The sequence below is a fragment of the Stenotrophomonas sp. STEN087 genome, assembly GCF_056759115.1.
On sequence record NZ_JBRRCR010000017.1, the window covers coordinates 41,361 to 66,159 of the forward strand.

At 69.2% G+C, this 24,799-nt stretch carries 21 protein-coding genes; 5 read left to right on the forward strand and 16 right to left on the reverse strand.

Features of this window, described 5'->3' with window-relative positions; genetic code table 11:
* Positions 1-78: 78 nt before the first annotated feature.
* A complete protein-coding gene (glnA, locus tag ACVOK1_RS06830; protein WP_108767271.1) occupies positions 79-1,488 on the reverse strand; it encodes a type I glutamate--ammonia ligase in 1,410 nt (469 codons plus the stop codon).
* A 224-nt stretch (positions 1,489-1,712) separates the two neighbouring features.
* Between glnA and ACVOK1_RS06835 the strand changes: the two genes are divergently transcribed.
* The 3 genes from ACVOK1_RS06835 (at position 1,713) to ACVOK1_RS06845 (ending at position 4,090) form a co-directional block, all read left to right on the forward strand.
* Positions 1,713-2,507 carry an undecaprenyl-diphosphate phosphatase gene (locus tag ACVOK1_RS06835; protein ID WP_108767270.1) on the forward strand — a complete coding sequence of 265 codons (795 nt, stop codon included), beginning with the start codon at positions 1,713-1,715 and terminating at the stop codon, positions 2,505-2,507.
* 74 nt (positions 2,508-2,581) lie between these two features.
* Positions 2,582-3,403: a DUF4377 domain-containing protein gene (locus ACVOK1_RS06840; protein WP_481561528.1), complete on the forward strand. Its 822-nt coding sequence runs from the start codon at positions 2,582-2,584 to the stop codon at positions 3,401-3,403.
* 39 nt (positions 3,404-3,442) lie between these two features.
* Complete coding sequence (locus ACVOK1_RS06845) at positions 3,443-4,090, forward strand: NADPH-dependent FMN reductase (RefSeq protein ID WP_481561529.1); 648 nt, start codon at positions 3,443-3,445, stop codon at positions 4,088-4,090.
* 127 nt (positions 4,091-4,217) lie between these two features.
* On the opposite strand, the gene ACVOK1_RS06850 is transcribed toward ACVOK1_RS06845, so the two are convergent.
* The 12 genes from ACVOK1_RS06850 to ACVOK1_RS06905 all read right to left on the reverse strand — a co-directional run bounded on the left by ACVOK1_RS06850 (position 4,218) and on the right by ACVOK1_RS06905 (position 16,128).
* Positions 4,218-4,826, reverse strand: a complete 609-nt coding sequence (locus tag ACVOK1_RS06850; protein ID WP_108767268.1) for a YbhB/YbcL family Raf kinase inhibitor-like protein — start codon at positions 4,824-4,826, stop codon at positions 4,218-4,220.
* Positions 4,827-4,836: 10 nt separating this feature from the next.
* Positions 4,837-6,909: a tetratricopeptide repeat protein gene (locus ACVOK1_RS06855; RefSeq protein ID WP_481561530.1), complete on the reverse strand. Its 2,073-nt coding sequence runs from the start codon at positions 6,907-6,909 to the stop codon at positions 4,837-4,839.
* 56 nt (positions 6,910-6,965) lie between these two features.
* Positions 6,966-7,955 carry a YheT family hydrolase gene (locus ACVOK1_RS06860; RefSeq protein ID WP_200753213.1) on the reverse strand — a complete coding sequence of 330 codons (990 nt, stop codon included), beginning with the start codon at positions 7,953-7,955 and terminating at the stop codon, positions 6,966-6,968.
* 52 nt (positions 7,956-8,007) lie between these two features.
* Positions 8,008-8,799, reverse strand: coding sequence for a lysophospholipid acyltransferase family protein (locus ACVOK1_RS06865; protein ID WP_164074328.1), 792 nt, complete (start codon positions 8,797-8,799; stop codon positions 8,008-8,010).
* Positions 8,800-8,948: 149 nt separating this feature from the next.
* On the reverse strand, positions 8,949-9,782 hold the full coding sequence (locus ACVOK1_RS06870) for an MBL fold metallo-hydrolase (RefSeq protein WP_481561531.1): 834 nt from the start codon (positions 9,780-9,782) through the stop codon (positions 8,949-8,951).
* Positions 9,769-10,791 (reverse strand): NAD-dependent epimerase/dehydratase family protein, encoded by a 1,023-nt coding sequence (locus tag ACVOK1_RS06875; RefSeq protein WP_481561532.1) that lies wholly within the window; start codon positions 10,789-10,791, stop codon positions 9,769-9,771. Before ACVOK1_RS06875 ends, ACVOK1_RS06870 begins: the two co-directional genes overlap by 14 nt.
* Positions 10,791-11,810 (reverse strand): 3-oxoacyl-[acyl-carrier-protein] synthase III C-terminal domain-containing protein, encoded by a 1,020-nt coding sequence (locus tag ACVOK1_RS06880; protein ID WP_481561533.1) that lies wholly within the window; start codon positions 11,808-11,810, stop codon positions 10,791-10,793. The genes ACVOK1_RS06875 and ACVOK1_RS06880 overlap by 1 nt, the downstream gene beginning before the upstream one ends.
* Positions 11,811-11,815: 5 nt before the next feature.
* Positions 11,816-12,250 (reverse strand): hotdog fold thioesterase, encoded by a 435-nt coding sequence (locus ACVOK1_RS06885; RefSeq protein WP_108767261.1) that lies wholly within the window; start codon positions 12,248-12,250, stop codon positions 11,816-11,818.
* 10 nt (positions 12,251-12,260) lie between these two features.
* Positions 12,261-14,342 (reverse strand): phospholipase D family protein, encoded by a 2,082-nt coding sequence (locus tag ACVOK1_RS06890; protein ID WP_481561534.1) that lies wholly within the window; start codon positions 14,340-14,342, stop codon positions 12,261-12,263.
* Positions 14,339-14,968, reverse strand: coding sequence for a YceI family protein (locus ACVOK1_RS06895; protein ID WP_108767259.1), 630 nt, complete (start codon positions 14,966-14,968; stop codon positions 14,339-14,341). The genes ACVOK1_RS06890 and ACVOK1_RS06895 overlap by 4 nt, the downstream gene beginning before the upstream one ends.
* Positions 14,969-14,972: 4 nt before the next feature.
* Entirely contained in the window at positions 14,973-15,449 is a 477-nt protein-coding gene (locus tag ACVOK1_RS06900) for a SixA phosphatase family protein (RefSeq protein WP_108767258.1), read from the reverse strand.
* A gap of 49 nt (positions 15,450-15,498) precedes the next feature.
* Positions 15,499-16,128, reverse strand: a complete 630-nt coding sequence (locus ACVOK1_RS06905) for a ParA family protein (protein WP_108767257.1) — start codon at positions 16,126-16,128, stop codon at positions 15,499-15,501.
* Positions 16,129-16,251: 123 nt separating this feature from the next.
* Between ACVOK1_RS06905 and ACVOK1_RS06910 the strand changes: the two genes are divergently transcribed.
* Positions 16,252-17,736 carry an AAA family ATPase gene (locus tag ACVOK1_RS06910; protein WP_108767256.1) on the forward strand — a complete coding sequence of 495 codons (1,485 nt, stop codon included), beginning with the start codon at positions 16,252-16,254 and terminating at the stop codon, positions 17,734-17,736.
* Between the two features lie 537 nt (positions 17,737-18,273).
* Here the strand turns inward: ACVOK1_RS06910 and ACVOK1_RS06915 are convergent.
* Both ACVOK1_RS06915 and ACVOK1_RS06920 read right to left on the reverse strand, forming a co-directional pair.
* Positions 18,274-19,179 (reverse strand): AEC family transporter, encoded by a 906-nt coding sequence (locus ACVOK1_RS06915; RefSeq protein ID WP_164074334.1) that lies wholly within the window; start codon positions 19,177-19,179, stop codon positions 18,274-18,276.
* 85 nt (positions 19,180-19,264) lie between these two features.
* Positions 19,265-19,900, reverse strand: coding sequence for a tetratricopeptide repeat protein (locus ACVOK1_RS06920; RefSeq protein WP_406233663.1), 636 nt, complete (start codon positions 19,898-19,900; stop codon positions 19,265-19,267).
* 168 nt (positions 19,901-20,068) lie between these two features.
* Between ACVOK1_RS06920 and ACVOK1_RS06925 the strand changes: the two genes are divergently transcribed.
* Complete coding sequence (locus ACVOK1_RS06925) at positions 20,069-23,755, forward strand: indolepyruvate ferredoxin oxidoreductase family protein (RefSeq protein WP_481561535.1); 3,687 nt, start codon at positions 20,069-20,071, stop codon at positions 23,753-23,755.
* Positions 23,756-23,969: 214 nt separating this feature from the next.
* Here ACVOK1_RS06925 and ACVOK1_RS06930 read toward each other — a convergent pair whose 3' ends face one another.
* The gene (locus ACVOK1_RS06930) at positions 23,970-24,584 is read right to left on the reverse strand and encodes a DUF938 domain-containing protein (RefSeq protein WP_200753753.1); all 615 of its coding nucleotides are present in this window, start codon (positions 24,582-24,584) and stop codon (positions 23,970-23,972) included.
* Positions 24,585-24,799 lie beyond the last annotated feature (215 nt).

The window sequence follows — 24,799 nt, forward strand, 5'->3', positions numbered from 1 at the left end:
CCATGCGGCTCCCCAGCCGCGAAGAACGGAGGCGATGGCGGCGGGTGGGAGGGAGGTCCCACCGCCATCGCCGGCCGGTCAGTTGGCGTAGTACAGCTGGTATTCCAGCGGGTGGGTCGCCGCGCGGAACTTGGTCACTTCCTGCATCTTCAGCGCGATGTAGCCGTCGATGAAGTCATCGCTCATCACGCCGCCGGCCTTGAGGAACTCGCGGTCCTTGTCCAGCGCTTCCAGGGCCTGGTCCAGCGAGGAGCAGACCTGCGGGATCAGCTTCTCTTCTTCCGGCGGCAGGTCGTACAGATCCTTGTCGCTCGGTGCGCCCGGGTCGATCTGGTTCTTGATGCCGTCCAGGCCGGCCATCATCAGCGCGGTGAAGGTCAGGTAGCCCGACTGGATCGGATCGGGGAAGCGCATTTCGATGCGGCGCGCCTTCGGGTTGGACACCCACGGAATGCGGCACGAGGCCGAACGGTTGCGGGCCGAGTAGGCCAGCATCACCGGGGCTTCGAAGCCCGGCACCAGGCGCTTGTAGCTGTTGGTGCCCGAGTTGGCGAAGGCGTTGATGGCCTTGGCGTGCTTGAAGATGCCGCCGATGTACCACAGCGCCAGCTGGCTCAGGCCGCCGTAGCCGTCACCGGAGAACAGGTTGGTGCCGCCCTTGGACAGCGACTGGTGCACGTGCATGCCGCTGCCGTTGTCGCCGACGATCGGCTTGGGCATGAAGGTGACGGTCTTGCCGTTGCGGTGCGCCACGTTCTTGATGACGTACTTCATGCGCAGCAGTTCGTCGGCCTTCTGCACCAGGGTGCTGAACTTGGTGCCGATCTCGCACTGGCCGGCGGTGGCCACTTCGTGGTGCTGCACTTCCACTTCGATGCCGACCTGTTCCAGCGTCTTGCACATTTCAGCGCGCAGGTCGTGCAGGGTGTCGGTCGGCGGAACGGGGAAGTAACCCCCCTTCACGCCCGGACGGTAGCCGCTGTTGGCGCCGTCGTACTTGGCACCGCTGTTCCAGGCGGCTTCTTCCGAATCGACCTTGAAGAAGGTGTTGCCCATTTCATTGGCGAAACGGACCGAATCGAAGATGAAGAATTCCGGCTCCGGGCCGAAGAACGCGGTTTCGGCGATGCCGGAGGACTTCAGGTAGGCCTCGGCGCGCTTGGCGATGCCGCGCGGGCAGCGACCGTACGGCTGCATGGTGGCCGGGTCGAGGATGTCGCAGCTGATGACGATGGTCGGATCGGCGTAGAACGGATCGACATAGGCGCTGGCCGGGTCCGGCAGCAGGACCATGTCCGACTCGTTGATGCCCTTCCAGCCGGCGATGGAGCTGCCGTCGAACATCTTGCCTTCTTCGAACAGCGACGGTTCGATGATGCTGACCGGGAAGGTGACGTGCTGCTCGACGCCACGCATATCCACGAAACGTAGATCGACGAACTCGATCTGGTTGTCCTTGATCAGCTTCTCAACGTTTTCCACGGACATCGGTACGACCTCGGATGGGGATGAATGCCTGCTTGAGGTAGAGCAATGACCGTGCCAACTTTTTCGAGAACGCAAGTCGTTGATTTCAAACAGAGCGCCCCGGCGCGGTGCACAGCGGTGCGCACCAAAGGGGTGCATGCATCCCCTTCCGCACCCGTTTGGTGCGGCAGGGATCGTCTATCCTCTCGACCTTCTTCCTTCCGCTGCCGGCGCCCATTCCACCCATGTCCGATCTGCTCTCCGCCCTGTTGCTGGGCATCCTCGAAGGCCTCACCGAATTCCTGCCGATCTCCAGCACCGGCCACCTGCTGATTGCCCAGCACTGGCTGGGCGCGCGTTCGGACTTTTTCAACATCATCATCCAGGCCGGCGCGATCCTGGCCGTGGTGCTGGTGTTCCGCCAGCGCCTGCTGCAGCTGGCCACCGGCTTCGGCCAGCGCGAGAACCGCGAGTACGTGTTCAAGCTGGGCGCGGCCTTCCTGGTGACTGCCGTGGTCGGCCTGGTGGTGCGCAAGGCCGGCTGGTCGCTGCCGGAAACCGTGGGCCCGGTGGCCTGGGCGCTGATCATCGGCGGCGTCTGGATGCTGCTGGTGGAGGCCTACACCGCACGCCTGCCCGACCGTGACCAGGTGACCTGGACGGTGGCGATCGGCGTGGGCCTGGCGCAGGTGGTGGCCGGCGTGTTCCCCGGCACCTCGCGTTCGGCGTCGGCGATCTTCCTGGCCATGCTGCTGGGCCTGAGCCGCCGCGCCGCCGCCGCCGAGTTCGTGTTCCTGCTGGGCATTCCCACCATGTTCGCCGCCAGCGCCTACACCTTCCTGGAACTGGCCAAGGAAGGAAACCTGGCCAGCGAGAACTGGACCGACGTCGGCGTGGCCTTCGTTGCCGCTGCCATCACCGGCTTCGTCGTAGTGAAGTGGCTGATGGGCTACATCAAGTCGCACACGTTCACCGCGTTTGCCGTCTACCGCATCGCCCTGGGCGCTGCATTGCTGCTGTGGTTGCCTGCCGGTAGCTGAACAACGCCGGGACCGGGCAACCCCATTCCCGGTCCCGACCCGTTTTTCCAGGTTCCTCAAGGAGACTCACCACCATGAACCGCACGCTCACCCTGCTCCTCCCGCTGGCCCTGCTGGCCGCCTGCAGCCAGACGGCCCCCGCCGGTACCGGCGGCGACGACGTGGCCCCGGCCGCCACCAAGGCAGCCGACCAGCAGACGCTGGCGCACCTGGATGCGCAGCGCCTGCAGAGCCAGCACTGGTTGCTGAAGCAGGCCACCGCGGCCGATGGCACGCGCATCGATGCGCTGTTCGCCCGCGATGACAAGCCGGTCACCCTGGACTTCGCCGATGGCCGCCTGTCGGTGAGCAACACCTGCAACCGCCTCGGCGGTGGCTACACGCTCGACAACGGCACGCTGAAGGTGGGCGCGATGGTGTCGACGATGATGGCCTGCACCGACAAGGCGCTGATGGCGCTGGACGAAGCGGTGTCCAGCCGCCTGCAGGGCGAGCTGAAGGCCGCGCAGGGTGCCGATGGCGCGCTGACCCTGACCACCGGCAAGGGCGACGTGCTGGTATTCGCACCGGAACCGACCGCCGAGACCCGCTACGGCGGCCCGGGCGAAACCGTGTTCCTGGAAGTGGCCGCGAAGACCCAGAAGTGCTCGCACCCGCTGATTCCGGATTACCAGTGCCTGCAGGTGCGTGAGGTGAAGTTCGACGACAAGGGCCTGAAGCAGGGCGAGCCCGGCAAGTTCGAGAACTTCTACGGCAGCATCGAGGGCTACACCCACGAAGACGGCGTGCGCAACGTGGTGCGCGTGAAGCGCTTCGCGGTGAAGAACCCGCCGGCCGATGCGCCGTCGCAGGCGTACGTGCTGGACATGGTGGTCGAGTCGGCGACCGAACGGTAAGGCCGGCGATTGCGCGGCTTGCTTCTGTAGAGTCGAGCCATGCTCGACTTTGTGGAAAGCAGCCGAGCATGGCTCGGCTCTACAGACAGCAGAAAGGTGCAGCCGGCCAGCGGCCGGCTCTACCCGGAGGGTGCAAAGCCGCGTGCTAGCCTTGCGGCGATGAAGATTCTCGCCATCTCCGGCAGCGTGCGCCGGCATTCCACCAACACCGCCCTGCTGCGGGCCTTGCAGGCCATCGCACCGACGGGCATGGCGCTGGAGGTCTACACCGGCATCGGCGATCTGCCCGTTTTCTCGCCCGATCTCGAAGGCGCCGATGAGCCGGGCAGCGTCACCGACTTCAAGGCGGCGGTCGCGCAGAGCGATGGCGTGCTGGTGTGCAGCCCGGAATACGTGCGCGGCATTCCGGGCGGGCTGAAGAACGCCATCGACTGGCTGGTCTCCGGTGACCAGATCGTGGGCCGGCCGATTGCGCTGGTACACGCCTCGCATCGTGGCGAGGACATGCTGCAGGCGCTGCGTGCGGTGCTGTCGACGGTGAGTGCGGCGTTCAACGCCGGACTGTTCCTGCGCGTGCCGGTGCTGGGGCTGGAGCCGCAGCAGGTGGCGGATGTGCTGCGCTCGGAAGCGCATCGTGCGGAGGCCGAAGCGTTTCTGCACGGGTTTGCGGAGTACTGCCGTCCGTAGAGTCGAGCTTGCTCGACTGTGCGGAGAGCAGCCGAGCATGGCTCGGCTCTACAAAAAACGCAGTCGAGCATGGCTCGACTCTACAAAGAAGCAACGCCGGCCAGCGGCCGGCGTTACCGGATTGCCGTTACAGCGCGGGGTTCAGCGTGTACGTGCCGTGCAGCGTGGCTTCGGCCAGCACATGGCCGTGCATGGCGCGGTAGGCATCGGCGGCGGTGAAGCGCTGCGGCAGGTCCAGCGTCGCCACGTCCAGCGCGAACACGCGGAAGAAGTAGCGGTGCACGCGCTCGTCGTTGAACGGCGGGTACGGGCCGTCGTAGCCGAGATAATCACCGGCCATGTCCGGGTTGCCGGCAAACCAGCCGGTGAAGTCGTTCACGCCCTGGCGGCTGCCCGCCGGGCCGGCCGGTGCCGGCTTGCCCTTGGCGACGAAGCCATCGCTGCAGCTGCCCGCGGCGATCTCGTGCACCGACGCCGGGATATCGGCCATCACCCAGTGCACGAAATCGCAACGCGGCTGGTCGCGCGGCACGGTCATGTCACTGCGGCCGACCGTGTCGGGCACGGTCGGCACGTCCGGATCCACGCACACCAGCAGGAACGCGCGGGTGCCATCGGGCACGCCGCTCCACGCCAGGTGCGGGTTGCGGTTCGGGGCGAAACCAGCGGCATCACCGGCCGCGAATTCGCGGTCGATCGGCGCGCCGGCGGTGATGCTGTTGCTGCTCAGCTGCATGGGGGGCTCCTTACGCTTCGGGATAGCCCAGTCGCACCGCGACCGGGGTCAACAGATCGAACGCTGCACTCATCACGTCGGTGTAGCGGCGCCAGTGGCCGGCCGGGAAACGCGGCGGGCCGATGCGCTCGGCCGGCGGGATCGAGGTGTTGAACAGCTCCTGCAGCATGCCGGCAACCACGCGCGGGTCATCGCCCACGTCGTCCATGCGCATCAGCATGTGCGGGTACAGGTCCTGCTCGTGCAGCGTCGCCACCTGGGCCATCGAACGCGCCAGCCACTCGGCCACTTCAGCCACGTTGTTGACCGCGAACGGTGCCGGCGCGCCGTAGGCGATCCAGTCCAGCAGCATGTCACGCGGGTCGCGCAGCACCACCAGCAGGCGGCCCTGTGGCAGGTGCGGGCGCAGCGACCACAGCAGGGCGTTGTCCCACCACAGCAGCCAGTCGATGACGGTGTCGTTCTGCACGCCGCGCTGGCGCAGCGTGTCACGCCAGCCGCTCACCAGTCCCTCGGGGCTGAGGTCACCGGAAGCGAGCTTCTGCAGGGTGAAGTAGTTCTGGAACGCGTCATCCGGCGGGGTCGGTGCGAAACGGTCGCTGCGCATCACCGGGCTTGCACCGGCGAAGGTGACCGCCACGCGTTCAACGCCCGAACCCGGTGCGCCCCACAGGAAGATCGGTGCGGAGGCAGCGCTTTCAGCATCGACCTCGCCCAGGTCGGGCCAGCTCGGCGGTGCCTTGGCCTGCGGCGGCAACGGCAGGCGTTCGGCGTTCTGCTCGGCATGCAGCTCCAGCCAGGTGCGCAGCGCTTCGCGCGGCTGGCCGGCCTGGTCCTGCACCTCGCCCAGCCAGGTGCGCAGCTCGCGGCGACGGGACTCGGGCACCGCGTCGACCAGGCCCTGTACGTGGGCAACGGCGGCGGCCGGGTCACGCGCCAGCAGCGCGCCGACCAGGCGGGTTTCGCCACTGATGCGGCCCGGTTCCAGCGCGACGATGCGGGCCGCCAGGGCTTCCACGGCGTCGGCTTCGCCGGCCGCTTCATGCAGGCGCAGGCGGGCTTCCAGGGCCGGGACGAATTCGGGCATGGCCTCGATCCAGCGATCAGCCACGGCAATCGCGCCCGGGCTGCCGAAGCCTTCCGGCGCCAGGCGTGCCAGCCACAGGTGCGGCAGCTGCGGCTGCTCGGCCAGCACGTCGTCCAGGTCGGCGCGGGCTTCTTCCTCGCGGCCCAGGCGCTGCCAGCAGGCCAGCAGCAGCTCGACCACGCGGCGGTCGCCCGGGTTGGCCTTCAGCATCGGCCGCAGCTGCTCCAGCGCCTGCATCGGTTGGTCGGCCTGCAGGGCGATCTCGGCACCGAGGCGCTGCAGCGCCGGCGTGTCCAGGCCCGGCACCTGCAGCGCCTGCTGCAGCTGCTGGTGGGCTGCCTCGACGTTGCCCTGGCGCAGCGCCAGCTGCACCACCAGGCCGTGCAGGCTGGTCATCTTCGGGTTGATGTCGAGCACGCGGCGGAAGGCCTGCTCGGCAAAGGCCAGCATGTCCTTGGCCTGGTAGGCCGAACCCAAGGCGTACAGCACGCGCGGATCGTTGGGCATCTGCCGGGCGGCTTCGGACAGCAGCTGCAGCGCGCGGTCGGCGTCATCGCGGTACAGGGCCACCATGCCCTGCAGCGCCAGCACTTCCGGATGCTCCGGCTGCAGCTTGGCAGCCAGCGTGGCCTGGCGTGCGGCGGTGTCGATGTCGTTGCGGCCGATCGCCAGATGGGCCTGCATCAGGTACGCCTCGAAGGCGTTGGGATTGAGGTCTGTGGTGCGCAGCAGCGCTTCGTCGGCGCCCTCGAACTGGTGCAGGGCCAGCAGCAGGCCGGCCTGCTGCAGGTGCAGCTGTGCATCGTCCGGGGCCAGCAGCAGCGCCTGCTGCAGGGGTTCCTGCGCGGCCTCGGGCTGGCCCTGCTGCTGCAGCGCAAGCGCCAGCCAGCGGTGGGCCTGGGCCTGGCCGGGTTCATCGTGCACCCACGCCTGTGCCAGCTGCACGGCCTGTGCGGTGTCGTTCTGGCGCAGGGCCTGGAGAATCTGGTCTTGCATGGCAGTCCGGTTCAATGGCAAACCCGCATTGTAGCGGGCTGCGCGCCGGTGCCGGTTCAGCCCGCCAGCACCCGCTGCAGGCGCTGGGCCACCCAGCGTTCGGAGAAGCCATCGCCGCGCCAGTTTTCCAGGAACCCGCAGTGGCCGCCCCAGCAGGCGGTTTCCAGCCGCGCGTGCTGCGGCAGCTGCCAGTCGCGGAAGGTGGCGTAGGGAATGACCGGATCATCCTGGGCCATCAGGATGTCGGCCGGCAGCTGCAGGGTGGACAGGCGGTCACCGGCGATCGAGTAACCATCGAAGTAGGCCTGCAGCGTGCCGAAATCGGTATGCCGCTCGACCAGCCAGGTGGTCAGCGCGCGGATGTCCAGCTTCAGCACGCGGTCGTCGCAGTCGCTCAGTTCCGGGAACAGGTCGCGCTTGCGGCGCAGCGAGCCGGCCCACTTGCGGCGGAAGTACCAGTCGTACATCGCCGGGCCGCTCTGGATGCTGTCCATGGTCAGCGCCGGATCCAGCACCGGGCACACCGAGGCCACACGCTGCAGCGGCACGCCGGCCGCAGGGGCGCGCAGGGCGAGGCGCAGCACGAAGTTGCCGCCCAGCGAATAACCGGCAGCCACCAGCGGCAGGTCCGGCCAGCGCCGCGCGATGTCACCGGCCGCCTGCACCACTTCGTCGATGCGGTTGGAGTGGAAGATGCCGGGATTGAGGTGATGGGTATTGCCGTGGTCGCGGAAGTTCAGCCGCACCACGTCGAAGCCCTGGTCGATCATGCGCGCGGCCGCCATGCGCATGTAGCTGGATTCGGCGCTGCCTTCCCAGCCATGCAGCAGCAGGGCCATGCCCTTCGGCTCGCGGCCTTCGATGTAGCTGTGCCAACCCTGCAGGCGCACGCCGTCGCCACCGTCGAGGATCAGTTCTTCGCTGACCGCACCGGTGGCGGCCAGCAGCAGCAGGCCACGCTGCAGGCGCATGCGGCTGGAGCTGAGCATGGATTGCAGGTGCGGATTGCGCAGCCAGCGCGGCGGCTGGTAGTCAGCCGCATGCAGCGTCGGCGTACCGGCATCCAGCAGGGGTGGCGGGATCAGTGCCACCGCACGCTCACTGCCCGCTCATCGCCGCCACGATACGCGCGCGCGAGGTTTCCGCGATGCGTCGACGGCCTTCCAGGTCCTGTGCACCGATCGGTGCCAGGAAGTGCACTTCCGCACGTCGCGCCGGCTCACCGAGCAGGCGCAGGAAATTGGCGAAGAAACTCTCGCCCGGCCCGAAGGCCACGATGGTCTGCGCGTCGCCATGGGCGCCGTAGACCAGGGCCACCGGCTGCACCGGCACGCCGGTTTCAACCGCGGCCTGGAAGATGCGCGCATGGAACGGGCCCACTTCGTGGCCGCCCCGGGTACGCCCTTCCGGGAACACGCCCACCGCCTTGCCATCGCGCAGGCGGTCGGCCATCACCTGCATGACCCCACCGAGCGATTCGGTGTTGCCACGCTGGTGGAAGATGGTCTGCCCGCGCGCGGCCAGCCAGCCCACTACCGGCCAGCTGGCGATCTCGCGCTTGGCGACGAAGCCCATCATGCGCTGGCTGTGCAGGATGGAGATATCCACCCAGCTGACGTGGTTGGCGACGAACAGCACCGCGCCCGGCAGCGCCGAACCGATCTGCACCAGGCGGAAGCCGAAGATCCACATCAGGCCACCCTGCCACCAGTTGACGACCTTGGCGCCGAAGGTGGCATCGCCCACGCGCAGTTCGCCCCACGGCGGAAGCATGCCGATGAGGATCAACGGCAGGAACACGAGGATGTGGACCAACAGCAGCGGTACGCGGTACAGGTAACGGCACACACGCGCCACGCCGCCACGGGGGGCCGGAGTGGGGGAAGTCATCCACGCACGATACCGGAGGGCCGCAGCCGCTGCCAGCCGATTCTGGCCATAAGTCCTATTGACCGCGGCCATGGGCGGGAACACGGTGTCCTGTTGGCGGGGCTGTTGGGGGCGACTGGCCGCGAACAGCCGTCGAGCATGGCTCGACGCTACAGGGTCGCGGCAGGCCGCCATTGCCCGCAATGGGCCGGTACCAGCTGCAGGTCGCTGACCTGGCGCTGGGTGTGCTGCAGCCGCTGCAGGGTCTGCCGGTAGGTGCCGGTGTGGCCAAGCAGTGCGGTGACCAGCCGCGGTGGTGGCACGCCATCGGTGATGGCGGCGCTGGACCAGGCGGCGTCGGCCACCAGGAACACCGGGCGGCCATCGGCCCCTTCAAACAGCAGGCCGTGCTGGCCCACCGCATGGCCGGGCAGCGACACCGCCAGCAGGCTGCGGTCGCCCAGCACGTCGCGGCCACGGCCGAAGGCATCGAAGGGACGCGGCAGGTCCACCTCCGGCAGGCTCTCCAGCCAGCCCATGCGCGGCGCCGCATCGCGGGTCAACGCGGGCAGCAGGCCCACGCTGAGCGCACGCAGGCGCCCGCGCGCGGCCTGGTCCTGCCACGCGGCGCGGGAACACAGCAGCGGCACGTCGGGGAAATCGAGCACGCCACCGACATGGTCACCGTGCAGGTGCGAGAGCACCACCAGGCCGATGTCGGCCGGGCCGATGCCACGCTGCTGCAGCTGCGCGCGCACGCTCTGGCCCGGGCCCAGGTGCACCGGCGTAACCCAGCGGTACAGGCGCTCGGGGAGGCGCGCGGTGGCCTGCAGGAAGGCGTCCGAGTAACCGGTGTCGAACAGGATGAGGCCACGCTGCGGATGCCGCAGCAATGCCACCAGCGCCGGGAATTCGCAGCGATGCCAGCTGGCCCCCTGGCGCACGGCGCGCTGCGGGTGCACGCAGTGGCCGGCCTCGATCAGCTCCCACTCAAGCCGTGCCATCGCTGCCCCCCTGCTGCTTCCAGTCGTGTTGTTTCCAGTGCGTGGCGAAGGCCTGCAATGCAGCCTGCACGCCGGTACGCGGGTCGTAGCCGAGGTCGCGCCGCGCCGCGCTGATATCCAGGGTCTGCGAGTAGCCCAGCACGCCCACGCCATAGCGGGTCAGGCGCGGCTCGGGGCGGCCCGGGCGCAGGTTGGCCACGGTTTCGGCCACACTGGCCGCGGCCAACGCCACCATTCGCGGCACCGGCCGCAGGCGCACCTGCAGGTCCATCGCTTCGAACAGGCCGGTGACCAGCGCATGCACGTGCAGCGGGGTGCCGGCGCTGATGTTGTAGGCGCGCCCGCTGCAGCGCGCATCCGCCTGCAGCGCCAGGCTCACCGCCTGCACGGCATCGTCGATGGGGGTGACATCGATGAGCGCGCGGCCGCCATGGATCAGCGGGAAACGGCCGCTGGCCGCCACCGCCAGCAGGCGGGGCAGGATCGCGCGGTCACCGGGCCCGAACACCGCACGCGGGCGCAGCACCACGGTGTGCAGCCCCTGGCGTGCGGCTGCGGCCACGGCCAGCTCCGATTCCCATTTGCTGCGGGCGTAGTCGGTGATCCAGCGCCGTGGCGGCTGGAAGCGTTCATCCAGACCGTACTGGTCGGCGAAGCGGAAATAGATGCTGGGCGACCCCAGGTGGACCAGCCGGGCAACACCGGCCGCCTGCGCGGCCTGCAGCAGGCGCGTGGTGGCCAGCACGTTCGCCCGCTGGAATGCGGCTGCCGTTCCCCAGGGCTGCGACATCGCCGCGCAGTGCACCACCGCATCGCAGCCCTGCAGCAGCGGCGCCAGGGCGTCCTCGGCAAGATCGGCAGCAATCACTTCGATACCGTGCGCGGCCAGCGCCTGCAGCCGCAGCGCATCGCGCCCGCTGCCGCGCACCTGCCAGCCCTGTGCCGCCAACGCCAGCGCGACATGCTGGCCAATGAAGCCGCTGGCGCCGGTGACCAGGACCCTGGCCATCAGTAGCGCAGTACCGCGCCGCCCAGCGCCAGGCCGGCGCCGGTACCGATCAGCAGGGCCTGGCCGCCACGCGGCAGGCGGCCGTCGATCAGGGCCTGGTGCAGGGCCATCGGCAGCGAGGCCGCCAGCTGGTTGCCGTGCTCGCGCAGGATGCGCACCAGCCGCTGCGGCGGCAGGCCCAGCACCCGCTGCAGATGGTCCAGCGCCTGCCCGCTGGCCTGGTGCGGCACGATCACATCGCACGCGGCCAGCGAGGTGCCGGCGCAGTCCAGCAGATCCTGCAGGAAGCCGGGCAGGCGCCGCGCGGCTTCGCGGTACAGCGCTTTGCCCTGCATCTGGAAATGATGGGCTGCGCGGTAGGCATCCACATCGTCGAACAGGCGCATGCCGGTGCCGCAGGTCGGCACCTGGCACAGTCCGGCACCGTCGCCATAGGTGCGCAGGCGGGTGGCCAGCAGCGCCGAGGCCTGGCCGTCGCCGGCCCGTTCAACCAGCATCGCCACCGCACCATCGCCGAACAGCGGCGCGGTCAGCGGGTCATCCGGGTCGAGCCCGGCACTGGGAATGTCGCTGCAGACGATCAGCACGCGCCGGTAGCGGCCCAGCGCCAGCAGGCTGCCGGCCATTTCCAGCGCCACCACGAAGCCCAGGCAGGTGGCGTTGACGTCGAAGGACGGCACGCCGCTGGCGCCCAGGCCGAGGGCGCGCTGCACCAGCACGGCCTGGCAGGGAATGGCCTGCTCCATCACCCCGCAGGCGGAGATGATGCAGTCGATGTCGGTGGGTACCAGGCCGGCCTGCTGCAGGGCCTGGCGTGCGGCCTGCGCGCCCATCCACGAGGCCCGCTCGTCGGGCGCTGCATGGCCGCGGCTGGCCACGCCGCTGTGCCGCTCGACCCAGCCGTCCGGCTTGTTCCAGCGCTGGTCGAAGTGCTGCGACGGCACCCGCAGGCGCGGCAGGCAGGCTCCGCTGGCGATGATCCGCAGCGGCAGCGCGGCGGGAGCAGGCAGCCCGGACATCGGCCTCAGCCGTGGCCTGCAGCCACCACCGCCAGGGTCAGCCGCGAGATGCACACCAGCCGGCCCTGTTCGTCTTCGATGCGGATTTCCCACAGCTGCGTGCTGCGGCCCACGTGCACCGCACGCGCAGTGCCGGTGACGGTGCCGCTGCGCACGGCGCGCACGTGGTTGGCGTTGATCTCCAGGCCCACGCAGACCTGCTTGCCGGTATCCACGCAGAGGTTGCCGGCGCTGCTGCCCAGGGTTTCGGCCAGCACCACCGAGGCCCCGCCGTGCAGGATGCCGTACGGCTGGCGGGTGCGTTCGTCGACCGGCATGGTGGCCTGCAGCCAGTCATCACCGGCGGCGGTGAAGGCGATGCCCAGGGTATCGATGGCCGTACCACGGCTGAGCGCATTGAGCTGGTCGATGGAAACAGCTTCGCGGAACACCTGGGTCATGCAAGCACCTTCAGAGAATGGGGACGAGGCCGGCGCCGAATGCGGTCAGCATGCGCACCAGCAGCCATTTCGGGCCGACGTTCACTTCGGGGAAGTCACCGACGGGCACGTAGCAGCGATGGAAATCCGGGCTCTGCCGCGGCAGCGGCTGCGGGCAGTCCACGCCGGGCTGGAACTCGTAGTCGGTGGCGTAGCGCCACGGCCAGAAATCGAGGATGGGCAGTGCTTCGGACGCCTTGCCCACGCTGTAGTTCAGCCCCGACAGCACCGGCGGCTTGGCGCGCGGCGCCACCGTCCAGGAATTCTGCGGGTGGGTGTCGCGCAGGATGCTCTGCGCCAGCTGCTCGGCGAACACCGGGTCGTCAATGATCACCGCGCCTTCGGTGTTGTAGTTCTCGCTGCGCGGATCGAAGTTGTGGGTGCCGACCACGCCGATGCGGCGGTCGACCACCAGCGACTTCGCATGCAGGCCCATGCGCGCGCCCTTGCGGGTGACCGGCAGCGGCTTGTTGACCGCCTTGCTGCCCAGGAACGAGGGACGCGTTTCGGTACGCAGCAGGCGCGTTTCCACTTCACTGCCGGCGGCACGACGGCGCGCCCGGCTGTTCTCGTAGGCGCTGCCCAGGCGCGGATGCTCCACGGCCGGGCGGGCGCCCTGCCCGTCGCTGTCCGCGGTGGCCGGCGTTGACGGTGCATCGTCGTTGCCACCGCCGGCATTGCTGCCGGCTGCGCTGCCGCCGATCAGCGGATTGCGCACGCCCGCGTCGCCCCCGGTGCTGCCGCCACTGCCCAGCGGGTCGGGCAGCAGGTTGCGGTAGTCGACCGGCGCATCCAGCGGGAACGGCTTGTATTCGAAGATGTTGAAGCCCAGTTCGCGCATGTTGCGCCGCTTGTACTTGTAGGACAGCGCATACACGATCGGGTTGTCGGTGGCCGCCAGGCTGTTGCTGGACACCACCACGCGCGGCGGTTCGGGCCGCTTGCGCAGCTCGCGGAACAGCTTCTGCGCCGGCTTGGACAGCACCAGGTACGGCGTCTGCAGGATCACTTCCTTCTGCGCGCCGGAAATGAGGGCATCCAGCTGCGGCTCGGTGACGTGCTGGCCAGCCAGCGGCGCACTGGCGCGCTCGCGGCGGTGCTTGCGCGGCAGGTCGGCGACGTAGCGCACCGAGTGCACCGGCAGCGCGGTATCGACGAACGAGCGGGTGATGAAGTCGGTGTCGTTGGCTTCCTCGCTGACCCGTTCCACCCGCTCGGGGCGGCGGAACTGTGCCGGCGGCATGGCCGGCACGCCGGCGTTGAGCAGGGTGCGGCCGACATCGTTCAGGCGTTCGGCGGGCACGCTGCGCGGCGCGCGCCAGAACGCATCGAAGTTGGCGGCCATCGCCCGCGCTTCCGGCCCGGCGATCAGTACGTCGCGGTCGCGGAAGTTGTACTCGCGGTCCCAGTCGTAATAGTCGTCCTGGTAGTTGCGGCCACCGACCACGCCGATCGCATCGTCGATGACCAGCAGCTTGTTGTGCATGCGCTGGTTGAAGCGGCGGAAGCAGCACAGCACGCTGCCGGCATAGTCGAAGTAGTTCAGCCGGGCCTTGCCGAAGGTCGGGTTGTAGACCCGCAGCTGGAAGTTCTGGTGGGCGCCGGACAGGGCGCCGAGGATCTCCAGGTCGGAGATCGCCGAGAGCTGGTCGATCAGCACCCGCACCTTCACCCCGCGGCGCGAGGCGGCCAGCAGCTCGTCGATGACCAGCCGGGCGCTGTCGTCCTTGTCGAAGATGTAGGTCTGCAGGTCGATGCTGCGGGTGGCACTGCGCAGCAGGTTCAGGCGGGCGACCAGAGCGCCCTCGCCTTCATCGAGCAGGGTGGCGTAGTGCAGCGGCTGCGCTTCGGTCGATTCGCTGAATGCGCGGCCGGCCAGGGATCGCAATGGCGAATCCAGCGCGCAGCGATCGGCACGCTGGCAGTCGACCTGGATCGAACGGGCCTGCACGGCGATGGCCTGGGCACGGTCGCGCTCGGCGTTGGACAGCGACGCGCAGCCACTGCCCAGCAACACGGTTGCCAGCGCCAGTACACGCAGCAGGAGATTCACGGTTTCGGCGCCTCGCTCAGGCGGGCTCGCAGTACGAAGGTCACTCGGTCACTCAAGGCAAGCTGCCAGCTGTCCATGCCGTACCGGCCTCGTTGCACGGTACCGCGGCTGACGACATCGCAATCATAGCCGGGTCGGGAACATTCCGCCTTCTCCACCCGCAGGGTTTCCGGGTGGCTGACCCCGCGCAGGGTCAGCCGGCCCTGGATGTCGCCGCCGTTGCCGACGGTGTCCGGCCAGTAGGGCAGCGAATCGAACTCGACCGACGGGTAGCGCCCGGCATCGAAGAACTCCGGCCCGCGCATCCAGCCGGTGTAGCGGTCCTTGCCCGGGATCTCCACCGAGCGGGTGAACATCTTCAGGTGCACCTGGTGGCGGCCATCGGACAGCACTTCGACGCGTCCCTCGAAGTGCGGGAACAGCCCTTCGATGCGCTGGCCGAAGCGGGTGCGCACCTCGAAGCCGATCCGCGAGCGCTGCAGGTCCATGTACAGCACACGCGACGACTCGGCCGACGCCAGCGCCGCCACCGGCGGCAGCGGCGTGGGGGGTGGAGGGGCAGCCCAGGCCGGGCTGCAGACCAGCAGCACCGGCAGCAGGCAGCGGCCGGGCCGTGCCAGGATCATCGACTCACGGCCACCAGAACGCGTTCAGGCTGGCCACGCCCGGCTCGATCGCCGCCTCGCGCGGGAACCCGAGCACGGCTACGGCCGCCGGCGGCATGCCCCGGTAGTCGCTGCTGGTGCCTTCGGTCATCAGTGCCACCAGCCTTTCCAGGCCGGGGTTGTGGCCGACGATCAGCACCCGGTCCAGGTCCCGGCGCTCATCCACCAGCGCGGCCAAGGTGCCGGGGGTGGCTTCGTAGATGCGGTCTTCCAGGCGCTTCTCGACGTAGCCGATGGCTGCCAGCACCGCTTCCAGGGTCTCGCGGGTACGCCGCGACGGCGAGCACAGCACGCAGTCCGGCAGCAGGTTGTTTTCCTTCATCCACTTGCCGGCCGCCTCGGCTTCGGCAAGACCCACCGGCGACAACGGCCGATCGAGGTCGGCCTGGCCGGGGGTGGCCGGTTCGGCATGGGCATGGCGCAGCAGGATCAGTTCACGCATCGCGAGGTTCCATGAAAGTGAGGGTGCAGCACAAAGGGTGACGTACGCGTCACAGCTTCAACCAGGCCAGCAGCGGCTCCCAGTCGGCCTGGTGCTCACGCACCTGGGCCGAGCGGTAATCGAACAGGCTGCGGCCAAGGCCGGTCATCACCACGTAGCTCTGGCTGTCGCGCAGCTGGGCGACCACCGGGTACGGCCATTCGCCCAGCATCTGCAGGGCCTGTTGCGAGGTCTGGGTCCACGGCTTGGTGCGGTTGAGGACCAGGCCCACCGGCAGCTTGCGGCTGTGCACGCGCGGGTTCTGCGCCAGGCTGTTGAGGAAGCCGACGATGGCTTCGATGTCCAGCGCCGAGGGTAGCACCGGCACCACCACGGCATCGGCGGCGTCGAGGAAATGGGGGATATCGTCGGCCAGTGCGCCGGCCGGCGCGTCGATGATGACGGTATCGGTCCCGTCGGGCAGCTTCTGCGCCCATTGCTTCCTGCGGTACACGTCGATGGGCAGGACCGCGCTGTCCAGCCCGGCCCGGCGCTGTGCCCAGCGGGTGCTGGAGCCCTGCGGGTCGGCGTCGGCGATCACCGTGGCCTTGCCCTGCAATGCCGCGTATGCGGCCAGGTGGGTGGCGACGGTGGTCTTGCCCACCCCGCCCTTGGAACCGGCCACCAGGATCGTCTTCATGCCAGCCTCGCTTCCGGGTACGTGCCCCGAGCGTACACCGGCGATGGTGACGTTAGGTAGAGACGGCCTGAATCAATCCGCATCGGCTTTGCTATCGTTGCGCTCCCGAAGGATCGAACCGGCATGAGCGAACTGCAGGACCTGAGCGCGTTGATCCGCGCCAACACCCCCCTGATCGTCATCGAGACCCAGGACGAGGGTCGCATCGTCGAACTGTTCCGGCAGACGCTGATGCATGTCTGGCGTGCCCTGCACCGCTGGTCGATCACCGAGGGCCTGCGCCGCATCGACCTGGAGCGCGAGGACGATGCGATCGGCCCGCCCGACGCCAGCGCCGCCCTGCAGATGATCCGCCAGGCCGAACAGCGCGGCATCTACCTGCTGCTCGATTTCCACCCCTACCTCGGTTACGCCAGCCACCAGCGTGCGCTGCGCGACCTGATCCAGCGCCGCCACAGCCAGCCGCACGTGCTGGTGCTGATCGGCGCCAAGGTCGAGCTGCCGGCCGAACTGGAAGCGCTGGCGGTGCGCTTCAACCCGCGCCTGCCCGATGCCAACGCCCTGCTGAAGATGCTGCGCGAAGAGGCCGACGCCTATGCCCGCGAGCATGGCGGCCGCCGGGTGGAAGTGGACAGCGAAGCGGTCAAGAAGATCCTGAAGAACCTGCAGGGCCTGAGCCTGGTCGATGCCCGGCGCATCGCCCGCCAGCTGATCTATGCCGACGGCGCGCTGCGCGACGACGACCTGCCGCAGCTGGCGCGGCTGAAGTTCGAGCTGCTCAACCGCAGCGGCCACCTGTTCTTCGAACATGACAGCGCGCGCTTCGGCGACGTGGCCGGTGCCAACCGGCTGAAGCGCTGGATCAACCAGCGCCGGGTCGCCTTCATCGCCGGCTCGGCGCCGGCCGGCCTGGACCCGCCGCGCGGCATGCTGCTGCTGGGCGTGCAGGGCTGCGGCAAGTCGATGCTGGCCAAGGCCACCGCCGCCGGCTTCGGCGTGCCGCTGCTGCGCCTGGACGTGGGCGCGCTGTACAACAAGTACCACGGCGAGACCGAAGCCAACCTGCGCCAGGCCCTGGCCTCGGCCGAGCAGCTGGCCCCGTGCGTGCTGTGGATGGACGAGATCGAGAAGGGCTTGGCCAGCGGTGGCGACGACGGCGGCGTATCGCGCCGCGTGCTGGGCCACCTGCTGACCTGGATGGCCGAGCGCAAGGCGCCGGTGTTCATCGTGGCCACCGCCAACCAGGTGCACGAGCTGCCGGCCGAACTGCTGCGCAAGGGCCGCTTCGACGAGATCTTCTTCGTCGACCTGCCGCCGCCGGACGTGCGGGTGGAGCTGCTGCGGCTGCACCTGGGCCGGCGCCAGCTCAACGCGGATGATTTCGCGCTGCCGGCGCTGGCAGCGGCGGCGAACGGGTTCTCCGGCGCGGAGATCGAGCAGGCGATCGTGGCGGGGCTGTATTCGGCGCATGCCGAGGGGCGGCCGCTGGATACCGAGCTGCTGATGACCGAGATCCGCGCGACGCGGCCGTTGTCGGTGTTGATGGCCGAGCAGGTGGCGGCATTGCGCGAGTGGGCGTCGGGGCGGACGGTGTCTGCGGACGACTGAGGGGGTTGTTTTCGGCCAACGGCGGAGCCCCTCGTGGCTGGCGGTTGGTGGAGTCGACTGTTGGTCGACTGGCATTGGGAGTGGGTCGGGGGGGGGGGGGTGGGGCGGCCCCACCCCCCCCCCCCCCCCCCGTGGCGGGTGGGGGGCGGCGGAGCGGGCCACCGCGGCCGCGCCCCCCCCCCCCCCCCCCCCCCCCCACCCCTGACAGTTTCCGTGCGCGACCAGCCACGTAAAAGAAAAAAGAAGATCAAGAGCAACAGCCGGTCGCTTCGCTCCGTGCCGACCAACGGTCGGCACCCACCAACAGCTGTAGGTTCCGACAGATCGCGGAAGTCTGTCGAAGGCGGGGTGGGTCCGGTTGAGGGGGTGTGAGCCGCATGGATGCGGCGACCAAGCCCCCAAGGATGGGTTTACGGCGTCCCCCTTAACCGGACCCACCCCGCCATCCCACGGAAAGCCAGCTTTTGAATTTGACGTTGCCGTTGCCGATGCCGTGGCTTGAAGCGGGTGCAGGGCTGCAAGCCCTGCCGACAACCCTCACCCCAGCACCCACATCCATGCTGGCAGCGTGACCAGCGACAGCACGATCCCATACCCCACCAGCGCCGCCGCCAACCGCGGCGCCAGCCGGTGCGAGATCGCCAGCGCGGCAGCGGTGATCATCGTCGGCATCGCCGATTCCAGGACGTTGGCCTTCAGCATCAGGCCCTGCATGCCCAGTGCCCACGACAGCGGCAATGCCAGCGCCGGCAGCACCAGCAGCTTCAACAGCAGGCCCACCGCCAGCGGCCGCAGCTCCTCGCGGCGCAGGCGCAGCTGGATCGACAGCCCTACCGCCAGCATCACCAGCGGCAGCATCGCGTCGGCCAGCTGCTTCAATGCGGTGCCAATCCACGACGGCGGCTGCGCCGGCATCAGCAGCAGCGCGAACAGCAGCGCCCACAAGGGCGGGAAGCGGCCGATGCGGCCCAGCACCTGCAGCGCCGTCGGCGGGCGGTCGCCGCTGTAACGCGCCAGCACCAGCAGACCGAAGGTGGACAGCAGCAGGAAGGTGCCGAACTGGTCGTAGACCACCGCATAGGGCAAGGCGGCGTCGCCCAGCAACGCGCGCACCATCGGGTAGCCGATGAAGCTGGAGTTGGCCAGGGCCACGCAGATCAGCAGCACCGCGTGCACGTCGCGGGCGAAGCCGAACACGCGCGTGGCCAGGCTGACCAGCGCCCAGGTGGCCAGCATCAGCAGCCACGGCGTGGCCATCAGCCCCAGCAGGCTGGCATCCAGCTGCAGGCGAGGCACGTAGGTCAGCACCGCCGCGGGCAGACAGACGTACAGCACCACTTTGTTGAGCGTCTCGGCGGCGTTGTCCGGCAGCGCGCGCAGGCGGGCAAACAGCATGCCCAGCCCGAGCATGGCCAGGATCAGGGCGAACGCATCGAAGGCCATGGGTGGCTCCCCCTCAGGCACACGCCTGCGACGCGTTGGATTGTGCGATGCAGCACCGCAGGCGGCAAGCGCCTGCGGTCATGCCTCACGGCCAGGCCGGCGGCGCCGAGGCCCAGGCCTGCTGCACTTCCGCCAGGCTGGCGCGCTCGTCATCGCGCCAGGCCGGCAGCAGCTCCGGGTAACGGCTGCTGTCGTTCCACTGGGTCGGCTCGGTGCGCACGGCGGCGGCGTACCACTTCACCGCCTCCTGCTGCTGGCCGGCCCGCCACAACGCCAGCGCGTAGGTGGGCGGAATCCACGCGGCATTGCTGCGCAGGTTGTTGGCCACCGACTGCCACTGTTCCAGCGCGGCAAGCGCCTGGCCCTGCCGCAGCAGGTCCCAGCCGTAGTTCCAGCGCACGCTGCGGCCCAGGATGCTCTGGATGGGCGCTTCGGTCATGGCTTCGTGGTAGAGCTGGTTCCCCACTTCCGCCCGCCCCTGCGCGATGGCCACCGACGCCAGCTGTGCGGTGGCCTCCAGGCTCTTGCGGCCCCGCTCGCGCTGCTTCAGCAGCTGCGCGATCAGGTCCTCGCCGGCGCCACTCACCACGATGATCGGTGCGGCGGCAGCATCATTGTCGAAATAGAATTCCTGCGGTGCCGGCAATGCCGGTGCCGCCCATGCGGCGGCCGTGCTCGAGACCAGCAGCACGCCGGCCAGGAACTGTCCTGCAACTGACATCAAATTTCCCCCGGGTTGAAACACCAACCTCCCCTCTCCCCCCGATCCTAACCCCAGCAAGGCCGCCGATGCGAGTGCCGGGCCTTCCGGGCCCCACTGTTACAATCCGCGCCTTTCCCGCCGCGTGCCCGCACGCGGCCGGTGCCAGCCGATCCTACCGGGCCAGCCATGACCAGTACCGCGCAACTCACTTCGCCCTCTTCCGCCGACCTGATCGACCGTGATTACACGCTCGACCACAAGTACACCCGCAACGAGGGGCGGATCTACCTGAGTGGCGTGCAGGCACTGGTCCGGCTGCCGCTGATGCAGCGCCTGCGCGATGCGCACGAAGGCATCGACAGCGCCGGCTTCGTCAGTGGCTACCGCGGCAGCCCGCTGGGTGGCTTCGACCTGGAGCTGTGGCGCGCGCGCAGGCACCTGGAAGCGGCCAAGGTGAAGTTCACCCCCGGCCTCAACGAGGACCTGGGCGCCACCATGGTGTGGGGCGCGCAGCAGACCAACCTGTTCCCCGGCGCCAACGTGCAGGGCGTGTTCGGCATGTGGTACGGCAAGGGCCCGGGCGTGGACCGCTGCGGCGACGTGTTCAAGCATGCCAATGCGGCCGGCACCTCGCGCCACGGCGGCGTGCTGGCCCTGGCCGCCGATGACCATGCCTGCCGCAGCTCGACCCTGCCGCACGGCAGCGAGGACGAATTCGTCAGCGCGATGATGCCGGTGCTGAACCCGGCCGGCGTGCAGGACATCCTCGACATGGGCCTGCTGGGCTGGGCGATGAGCCGTTACACCGGGCGCTGGGTCGGCTTCAAGACCATCGCCGAGACGGTGGAATCGTCGGCGTCGGTCGAGGTCGACCCGCTGGCCCGGCGCATCGTGCTGCCGGAAGACTTCGACATGCCCAGCGGCGGCCTCAACATCCGCTGGCCGGACCCGCCGCTGGACCAGGAAATGCGCCTGCACCGCTATGCGGTCAAGGCCGCGCAGGCCTTCGCCCGCGCCAACGGCATCGACAAGGTGGTGATGGATGCGCCGCGCGCGCGGCTGGGCATCGTCACCACCGGCAAGAGCTACCTGGACGTGCTGCAGGCGCTGGAATACCTGGGCCTGGACGAAGCCGCGTGCGTCGACATCGGCATCCGCGTGTACAAGGTCGGCATGACCTGGCCGCTGGAGCCGGAAGGCATCGCCCGCTTCGCGCAGGGCCTGGAAGACATCATCGTGGTGGAGGAGAAGCGTGCCTTCATCGAGCGCCAGATGAAGGAGCAGTTCTTCAACTGGCCGGTCAGCTGGGGCCAGCGCCCGTCCATCGTCGGCAAGTACGACGAGAGCGGCGAATGGATCCTGCCGTCGACCGGCGAACTGACCCCGGCCACCATCGCCGGCGTGATCGGCCGCCGCATCCAGAAGTTCTTCAACAACGAATCGATCGAACAGCGCCTGCAGTGGATGCAGGAGAAGGAAGCCGAGCTTGCGCTGCCGCGCGCCAGCTTCCCGCGCGTGCCGCATTACTGCTCCGGCTGCCCGCACAACACCTCCACCCAGGTGCCGGAAGGCTCGCGTGCACTGGCCGGCATCGGTTGCCATTACATGGTGACCTGGATGGACCGCAGCACCGACACCTTCACCCACATGGGCGGCGAAGGCGTGACGTGGGCCGGGCAGGCGCCGTTCACCGACACGCCGCACGTGTTCCAGAACCTGGGCGACGGCACCTATTTCCACAGCGGCTCGCTGGCGATCCGCCAGGCGGTCGCGGCCGGCGTCAACATCACCTACAAGATCCTCTACAACGATGCGGTGGCGATGACCGGCGGCCAGCCGGTGGACGGCCCGCTGAGCGTGCCCGACATCGCCAGGCAGATGCGCGCCGAAGGCATCCACACCATCGTGGTGCTGTCGGACAACATCGGCAAGTGGACCGGCCAGCGCGAACATTTCCCCAGCGACGTCGAGTTCCACGACCGCAGTGAACTGGACGCCGTGCAGAAGCGCCTGCGCGAAGTAAAGGGTGTTTCGATCCTGATCTACGAACAGACCTGCGCCACCGAGAAGCGTCGCCGCCGCAAGCGCGGCAAGCTGGAAGACCCGCAGAAGCGCGTGCTGATCAATTCGCTGGTCTGCGAAGGCTGCGGCGACTGCGGCAAGAAGAGCTTCTGCGTCTCGGTGCTGCCGAAGGAAACCGAGTTCGGGCGCAAGCGCGAGATCGACCAGTCCAACTGCAACAAGGACTATTCCTGCGTGAATGGTTTCTGCCCGAGCTTCGTCACCGTGCACGGTGGCCAGCCACGCAAGGGCAGCAAGCGCGATGCCTCCACCCTGTTGGACAACCTGCCGGCGCCGACCGTGTGCGGCACGCTGGAACAGCCCTGGAACATCCTGATCACCGGCGTGGGCGGCACCGGCGTGGTGACCATCGGCGCGCTGCTGGGCATGGCCGGCCACCTGGAAGGCAAGGGTGCTTCGGTGCTGGACCAGACCGGTCTGGCGCAGAAGGGCGGCGCGGTGACCACCCATATCCGCATCGCGCGGCGGCCGGACGATATCCACGCCGTGCGCATTGCCGCCGGCGAGGCCGACCTGGTGCTGGGCTGCGACATGGTGGTGGTGAACGATTACTGGGCGCTGTCGAAGGTGCGCGCCGGTCGTTCGCAGGTGGTATTGAACACCTACGAAGCGATGCCGGGCACCTTCACCTCCCGCCCGGACATGCAGTTCCCGGCGGCCGACATCATCGCCGGCGTGCGCGTGGCGCTGGGCGGCCAGGAGCCGCTGCTGCTGGATGCCACCCAGCTGGCCACCGCGCTGCTGGGCGATGCCATCGCCGCCAACCTGTTCATCCTGGGCTACGCCTGGCAGCAGGGCCTGGTGCCGCTGTCGTTCGATTCGCTGATGCGTGCCATCGAACTGAATGGCGCCGCCGTGGCGATGAACCAGCAGGCCTTCGCCTGGGGCCGCCTGGCCGCGGTCGACCCGCAGGCCGTGCAGCAGGCTGCCGGCCTGGTGCGCAACGGCCACACCGACACCGAAGCCACGCCCGGCCCGCTGCACCCGCTGCCGCCGGGCGAATGGGAAGGCAACGAATGGGGCGCCACCGCCGCCCCGCGCAACACCGGCGACGAACGCGAACTGCGTGGCCTGCCCTCGCACGGCGGCGACGTCGCGTTCCTGCCGCTGGACGATGCGCGCCTGTCGCGTTCGCTGGATGAAATGATCGAACGCCGTGCCGCGTTCCTGGTCGACTACCAGGATGCCGCCTATGGCGCGCGCTACCGCAGCCTGGTCGAGCGCGTACGTGCGGCCGAAGCCGAGCGCATCGGCGGCTCCACCGCGCTGACCGAGACGGTGGCCCGCTACCTGTTCAAGCTGATGGCCTACAAGGACGAGTACGAAGTGGCCCGCCTGTACACCAGCGGCGACTTCCAGCGCCGCCTGCAGCAGCAGTTCGAGGGCGATTATCAGCTGCGCTTCCACCTGGCGCCGCCGCTGTTCGCGAAGAAGGATGAACAGGGCCGCTTGTTGAAGAAGGAATACGGCCCGTGGATGTTCAAGGCCTTCGGCCTGCTGGCCAAGCTGAAGTTCCTGCGCGGCGGCCGCCTGGATGTGTTCGGCCGTACCGAAGAGCGGCGCATGGAGCGCCAGCTGATCGCCGATTACGAAGCCACCGTGCAGCAGCTGCTGGAAGGCCTGGAGGATGGTCGCCTGGCCCTGGCCGTGGAAATTGCCAGCGTGCCCGAGCACATCCGCGGCTTCGGCCACGTCAAGGAAGCGCACTACGAACAGGCCAAGGCGCGCGAGGCTGCGCTGCTGGCGCAGTGGCGCAACCCGAAGGCGCTGCACATCGTACAGGTGGCTTGAAGGTCGCTGAAACGGTAGTGGGGGGGGGGGGGGGGGGGGGGGGGGGGGGGCCGGGGGGTGGGGGGCGGGCGGGGCGGGCCGGCGGGGGGGGGGCCCCCCCCCCCCCCACGCGCGGGGGGGGGGGGGGGGGGGGCGCGCCGCCGCGGGCCCGCCGGCGGGCGCGCCCCCCCCGCCGCCGGGGCCGCCCGGCCCCGCCCCCCCCACTACCGGTGGTTCAGCCCAACCGCCACAGCAGAAGGCGGTTGTTGGCCGGCATCGCCACGTCGCGCAGGCGGGTGAAGCCATTGTCTTCGGCCAGCGCCTGCACGGCTTCGACATCGCGAATGCCGCTGCGCGGGTCACGCGCCTTCAGCCAGGCATCGAACTGCGCGTTGCTGTCACTGGTGTAGCGGCCGCCGTAGTTGAACGGGCCGTAGACCGCCAGCAGCGCACCGTGGCGCAGCAGCGGCGGCAGCGCGGCAAACAGCGCCTGCACGTGCTCCCAGCCCATGATGTGCAGGGTATTGGCGGTGAACGCCGCATCGAAGGAGCTGCCCTCGGGCAGGGTCAGGCCCGGTGCCGGTGGCAGTTCCACCTGCAGCGCCACGGGCGGCAGCAGGTTGAGCAGCGCCGCCTCCGCGCGCCAGGCCTCGATGCCGGGCAGGTGGTCCGGGTGGTCGCTGGGCTGCCAGCGCAGCCACGGCCAGCGCTCGGCGAAGAAGGCCGCGTGCTGGCCGGTGCCGCTGCCGATTTCCAGCACCCGATGCCGGTCGCCCATCCATGGGTCGAGCGCGGCCGCGATCGGTTCGCGGTTGCGTTCGCAGGCTTCTGAATACGGCTTGCTCGACATCGGGGAACGTCCAGGCGGGGTCGGCCCATTGTGCACGAGGGGGGTGTTCTGGGCAGGGCTTGCAGCCCTGCACCTGCTTCAAGCCACGGCAACGGCAAAAGCTGGTTTCCTGAGGGTTGGCGGGGTGGGGGCGGGTGTGGGGGGGGGCGCTCAACCCACAAAAAGGGGGGGGTGGGCGCCGGGGCGCATGGGGCGGGCAGCGCCCCCCCCCCCCC

Bases quoted from the DNA above. Each gene is read 5' to 3' on its own strand.
- glnA (WP_108767271.1), bottom strand. From the start codon at position 1,488: ATGTCCGTGGAAAACGTTGAGAAGCTGATCAAGGACAACCAGATCGAG.
- ACVOK1_RS06835 (WP_108767270.1), top strand. From the start codon at position 1,713: ATGTCCGATCTGCTCTCCGCCCTGTTGCTGGGCATCCTCGAAGGCCTC.
- ACVOK1_RS06840 (WP_481561528.1), top strand. From the start codon at position 2,582: ATGAACCGCACGCTCACCCTGCTCCTCCCGCTGGCCCTGCTGGCCGCC.
- ACVOK1_RS06845 (WP_481561529.1), top strand. From the start codon at position 3,443: ATGCTCGACTTTGTGGAAAGCAGCCGAGCATGGCTCGGCTCTACAGAC.
- ACVOK1_RS06850 (WP_108767268.1), bottom strand. From the start codon at position 4,826: ATGCAGCTGAGCAGCAACAGCATCACCGCCGGCGCGCCGATCGACCGC.
- ACVOK1_RS06855 (WP_481561530.1), bottom strand. From the start codon at position 6,909: ATGCAAGACCAGATTCTCCAGGCCCTGCGCCAGAACGACACCGCACAG.
- ACVOK1_RS06865 (WP_164074328.1), bottom strand. From the start codon at position 8,799: ATGACTTCCCCCACTCCGGCCCCCCGTGGCGGCGTGGCGCGTGTGTGC.
- ACVOK1_RS06870 (WP_481561531.1), bottom strand. From the start codon at position 9,782: ATGGCACGGCTTGAGTGGGAGCTGATCGAGGCCGGCCACTGCGTGCAC.
- ACVOK1_RS06875 (WP_481561532.1), bottom strand. From the start codon at position 10,791: ATGGCCAGGGTCCTGGTCACCGGCGCCAGCGGCTTCATTGGCCAGCAT.
- ACVOK1_RS06880 (WP_481561533.1), bottom strand. From the start codon at position 11,810: ATGTCCGGGCTGCCTGCTCCCGCCGCGCTGCCGCTGCGGATCATCGCC.
- ACVOK1_RS06885 (WP_108767261.1), bottom strand. From the start codon at position 12,250: ATGACCCAGGTGTTCCGCGAAGCTGTTTCCATCGACCAGCTCAATGCG.
- ACVOK1_RS06895 (WP_108767259.1), bottom strand. From the start codon at position 14,968: ATGATCCTGGCACGGCCCGGCCGCTGCCTGCTGCCGGTGCTGCTGGTC.
- ACVOK1_RS06900 (WP_108767258.1), bottom strand. From the start codon at position 15,449: ATGCGTGAACTGATCCTGCTGCGCCATGCCCATGCCGAACCGGCCACC.
- ACVOK1_RS06905 (WP_108767257.1), bottom strand. From the start codon at position 16,128: ATGAAGACGATCCTGGTGGCCGGTTCCAAGGGCGGGGTGGGCAAGACC.
- ACVOK1_RS06910 (WP_108767256.1), top strand. From the start codon at position 16,252: ATGAGCGAACTGCAGGACCTGAGCGCGTTGATCCGCGCCAACACCCCC.
- ACVOK1_RS06915 (WP_164074334.1), bottom strand. From the start codon at position 19,179: ATGGCCTTCGATGCGTTCGCCCTGATCCTGGCCATGCTCGGGCTGGGC.
- ACVOK1_RS06920 (WP_406233663.1), bottom strand. From the start codon at position 19,900: ATGTCAGTTGCAGGACAGTTCCTGGCCGGCGTGCTGCTGGTCTCGAGC.
- ACVOK1_RS06925 (WP_481561535.1), top strand. From the start codon at position 20,069: ATGACCAGTACCGCGCAACTCACTTCGCCCTCTTCCGCCGACCTGATC.
- ACVOK1_RS06930 (WP_200753753.1), bottom strand. From the start codon at position 24,584: ATGTCGAGCAAGCCGTATTCAGAAGCCTGCGAACGCAACCGCGAACCG.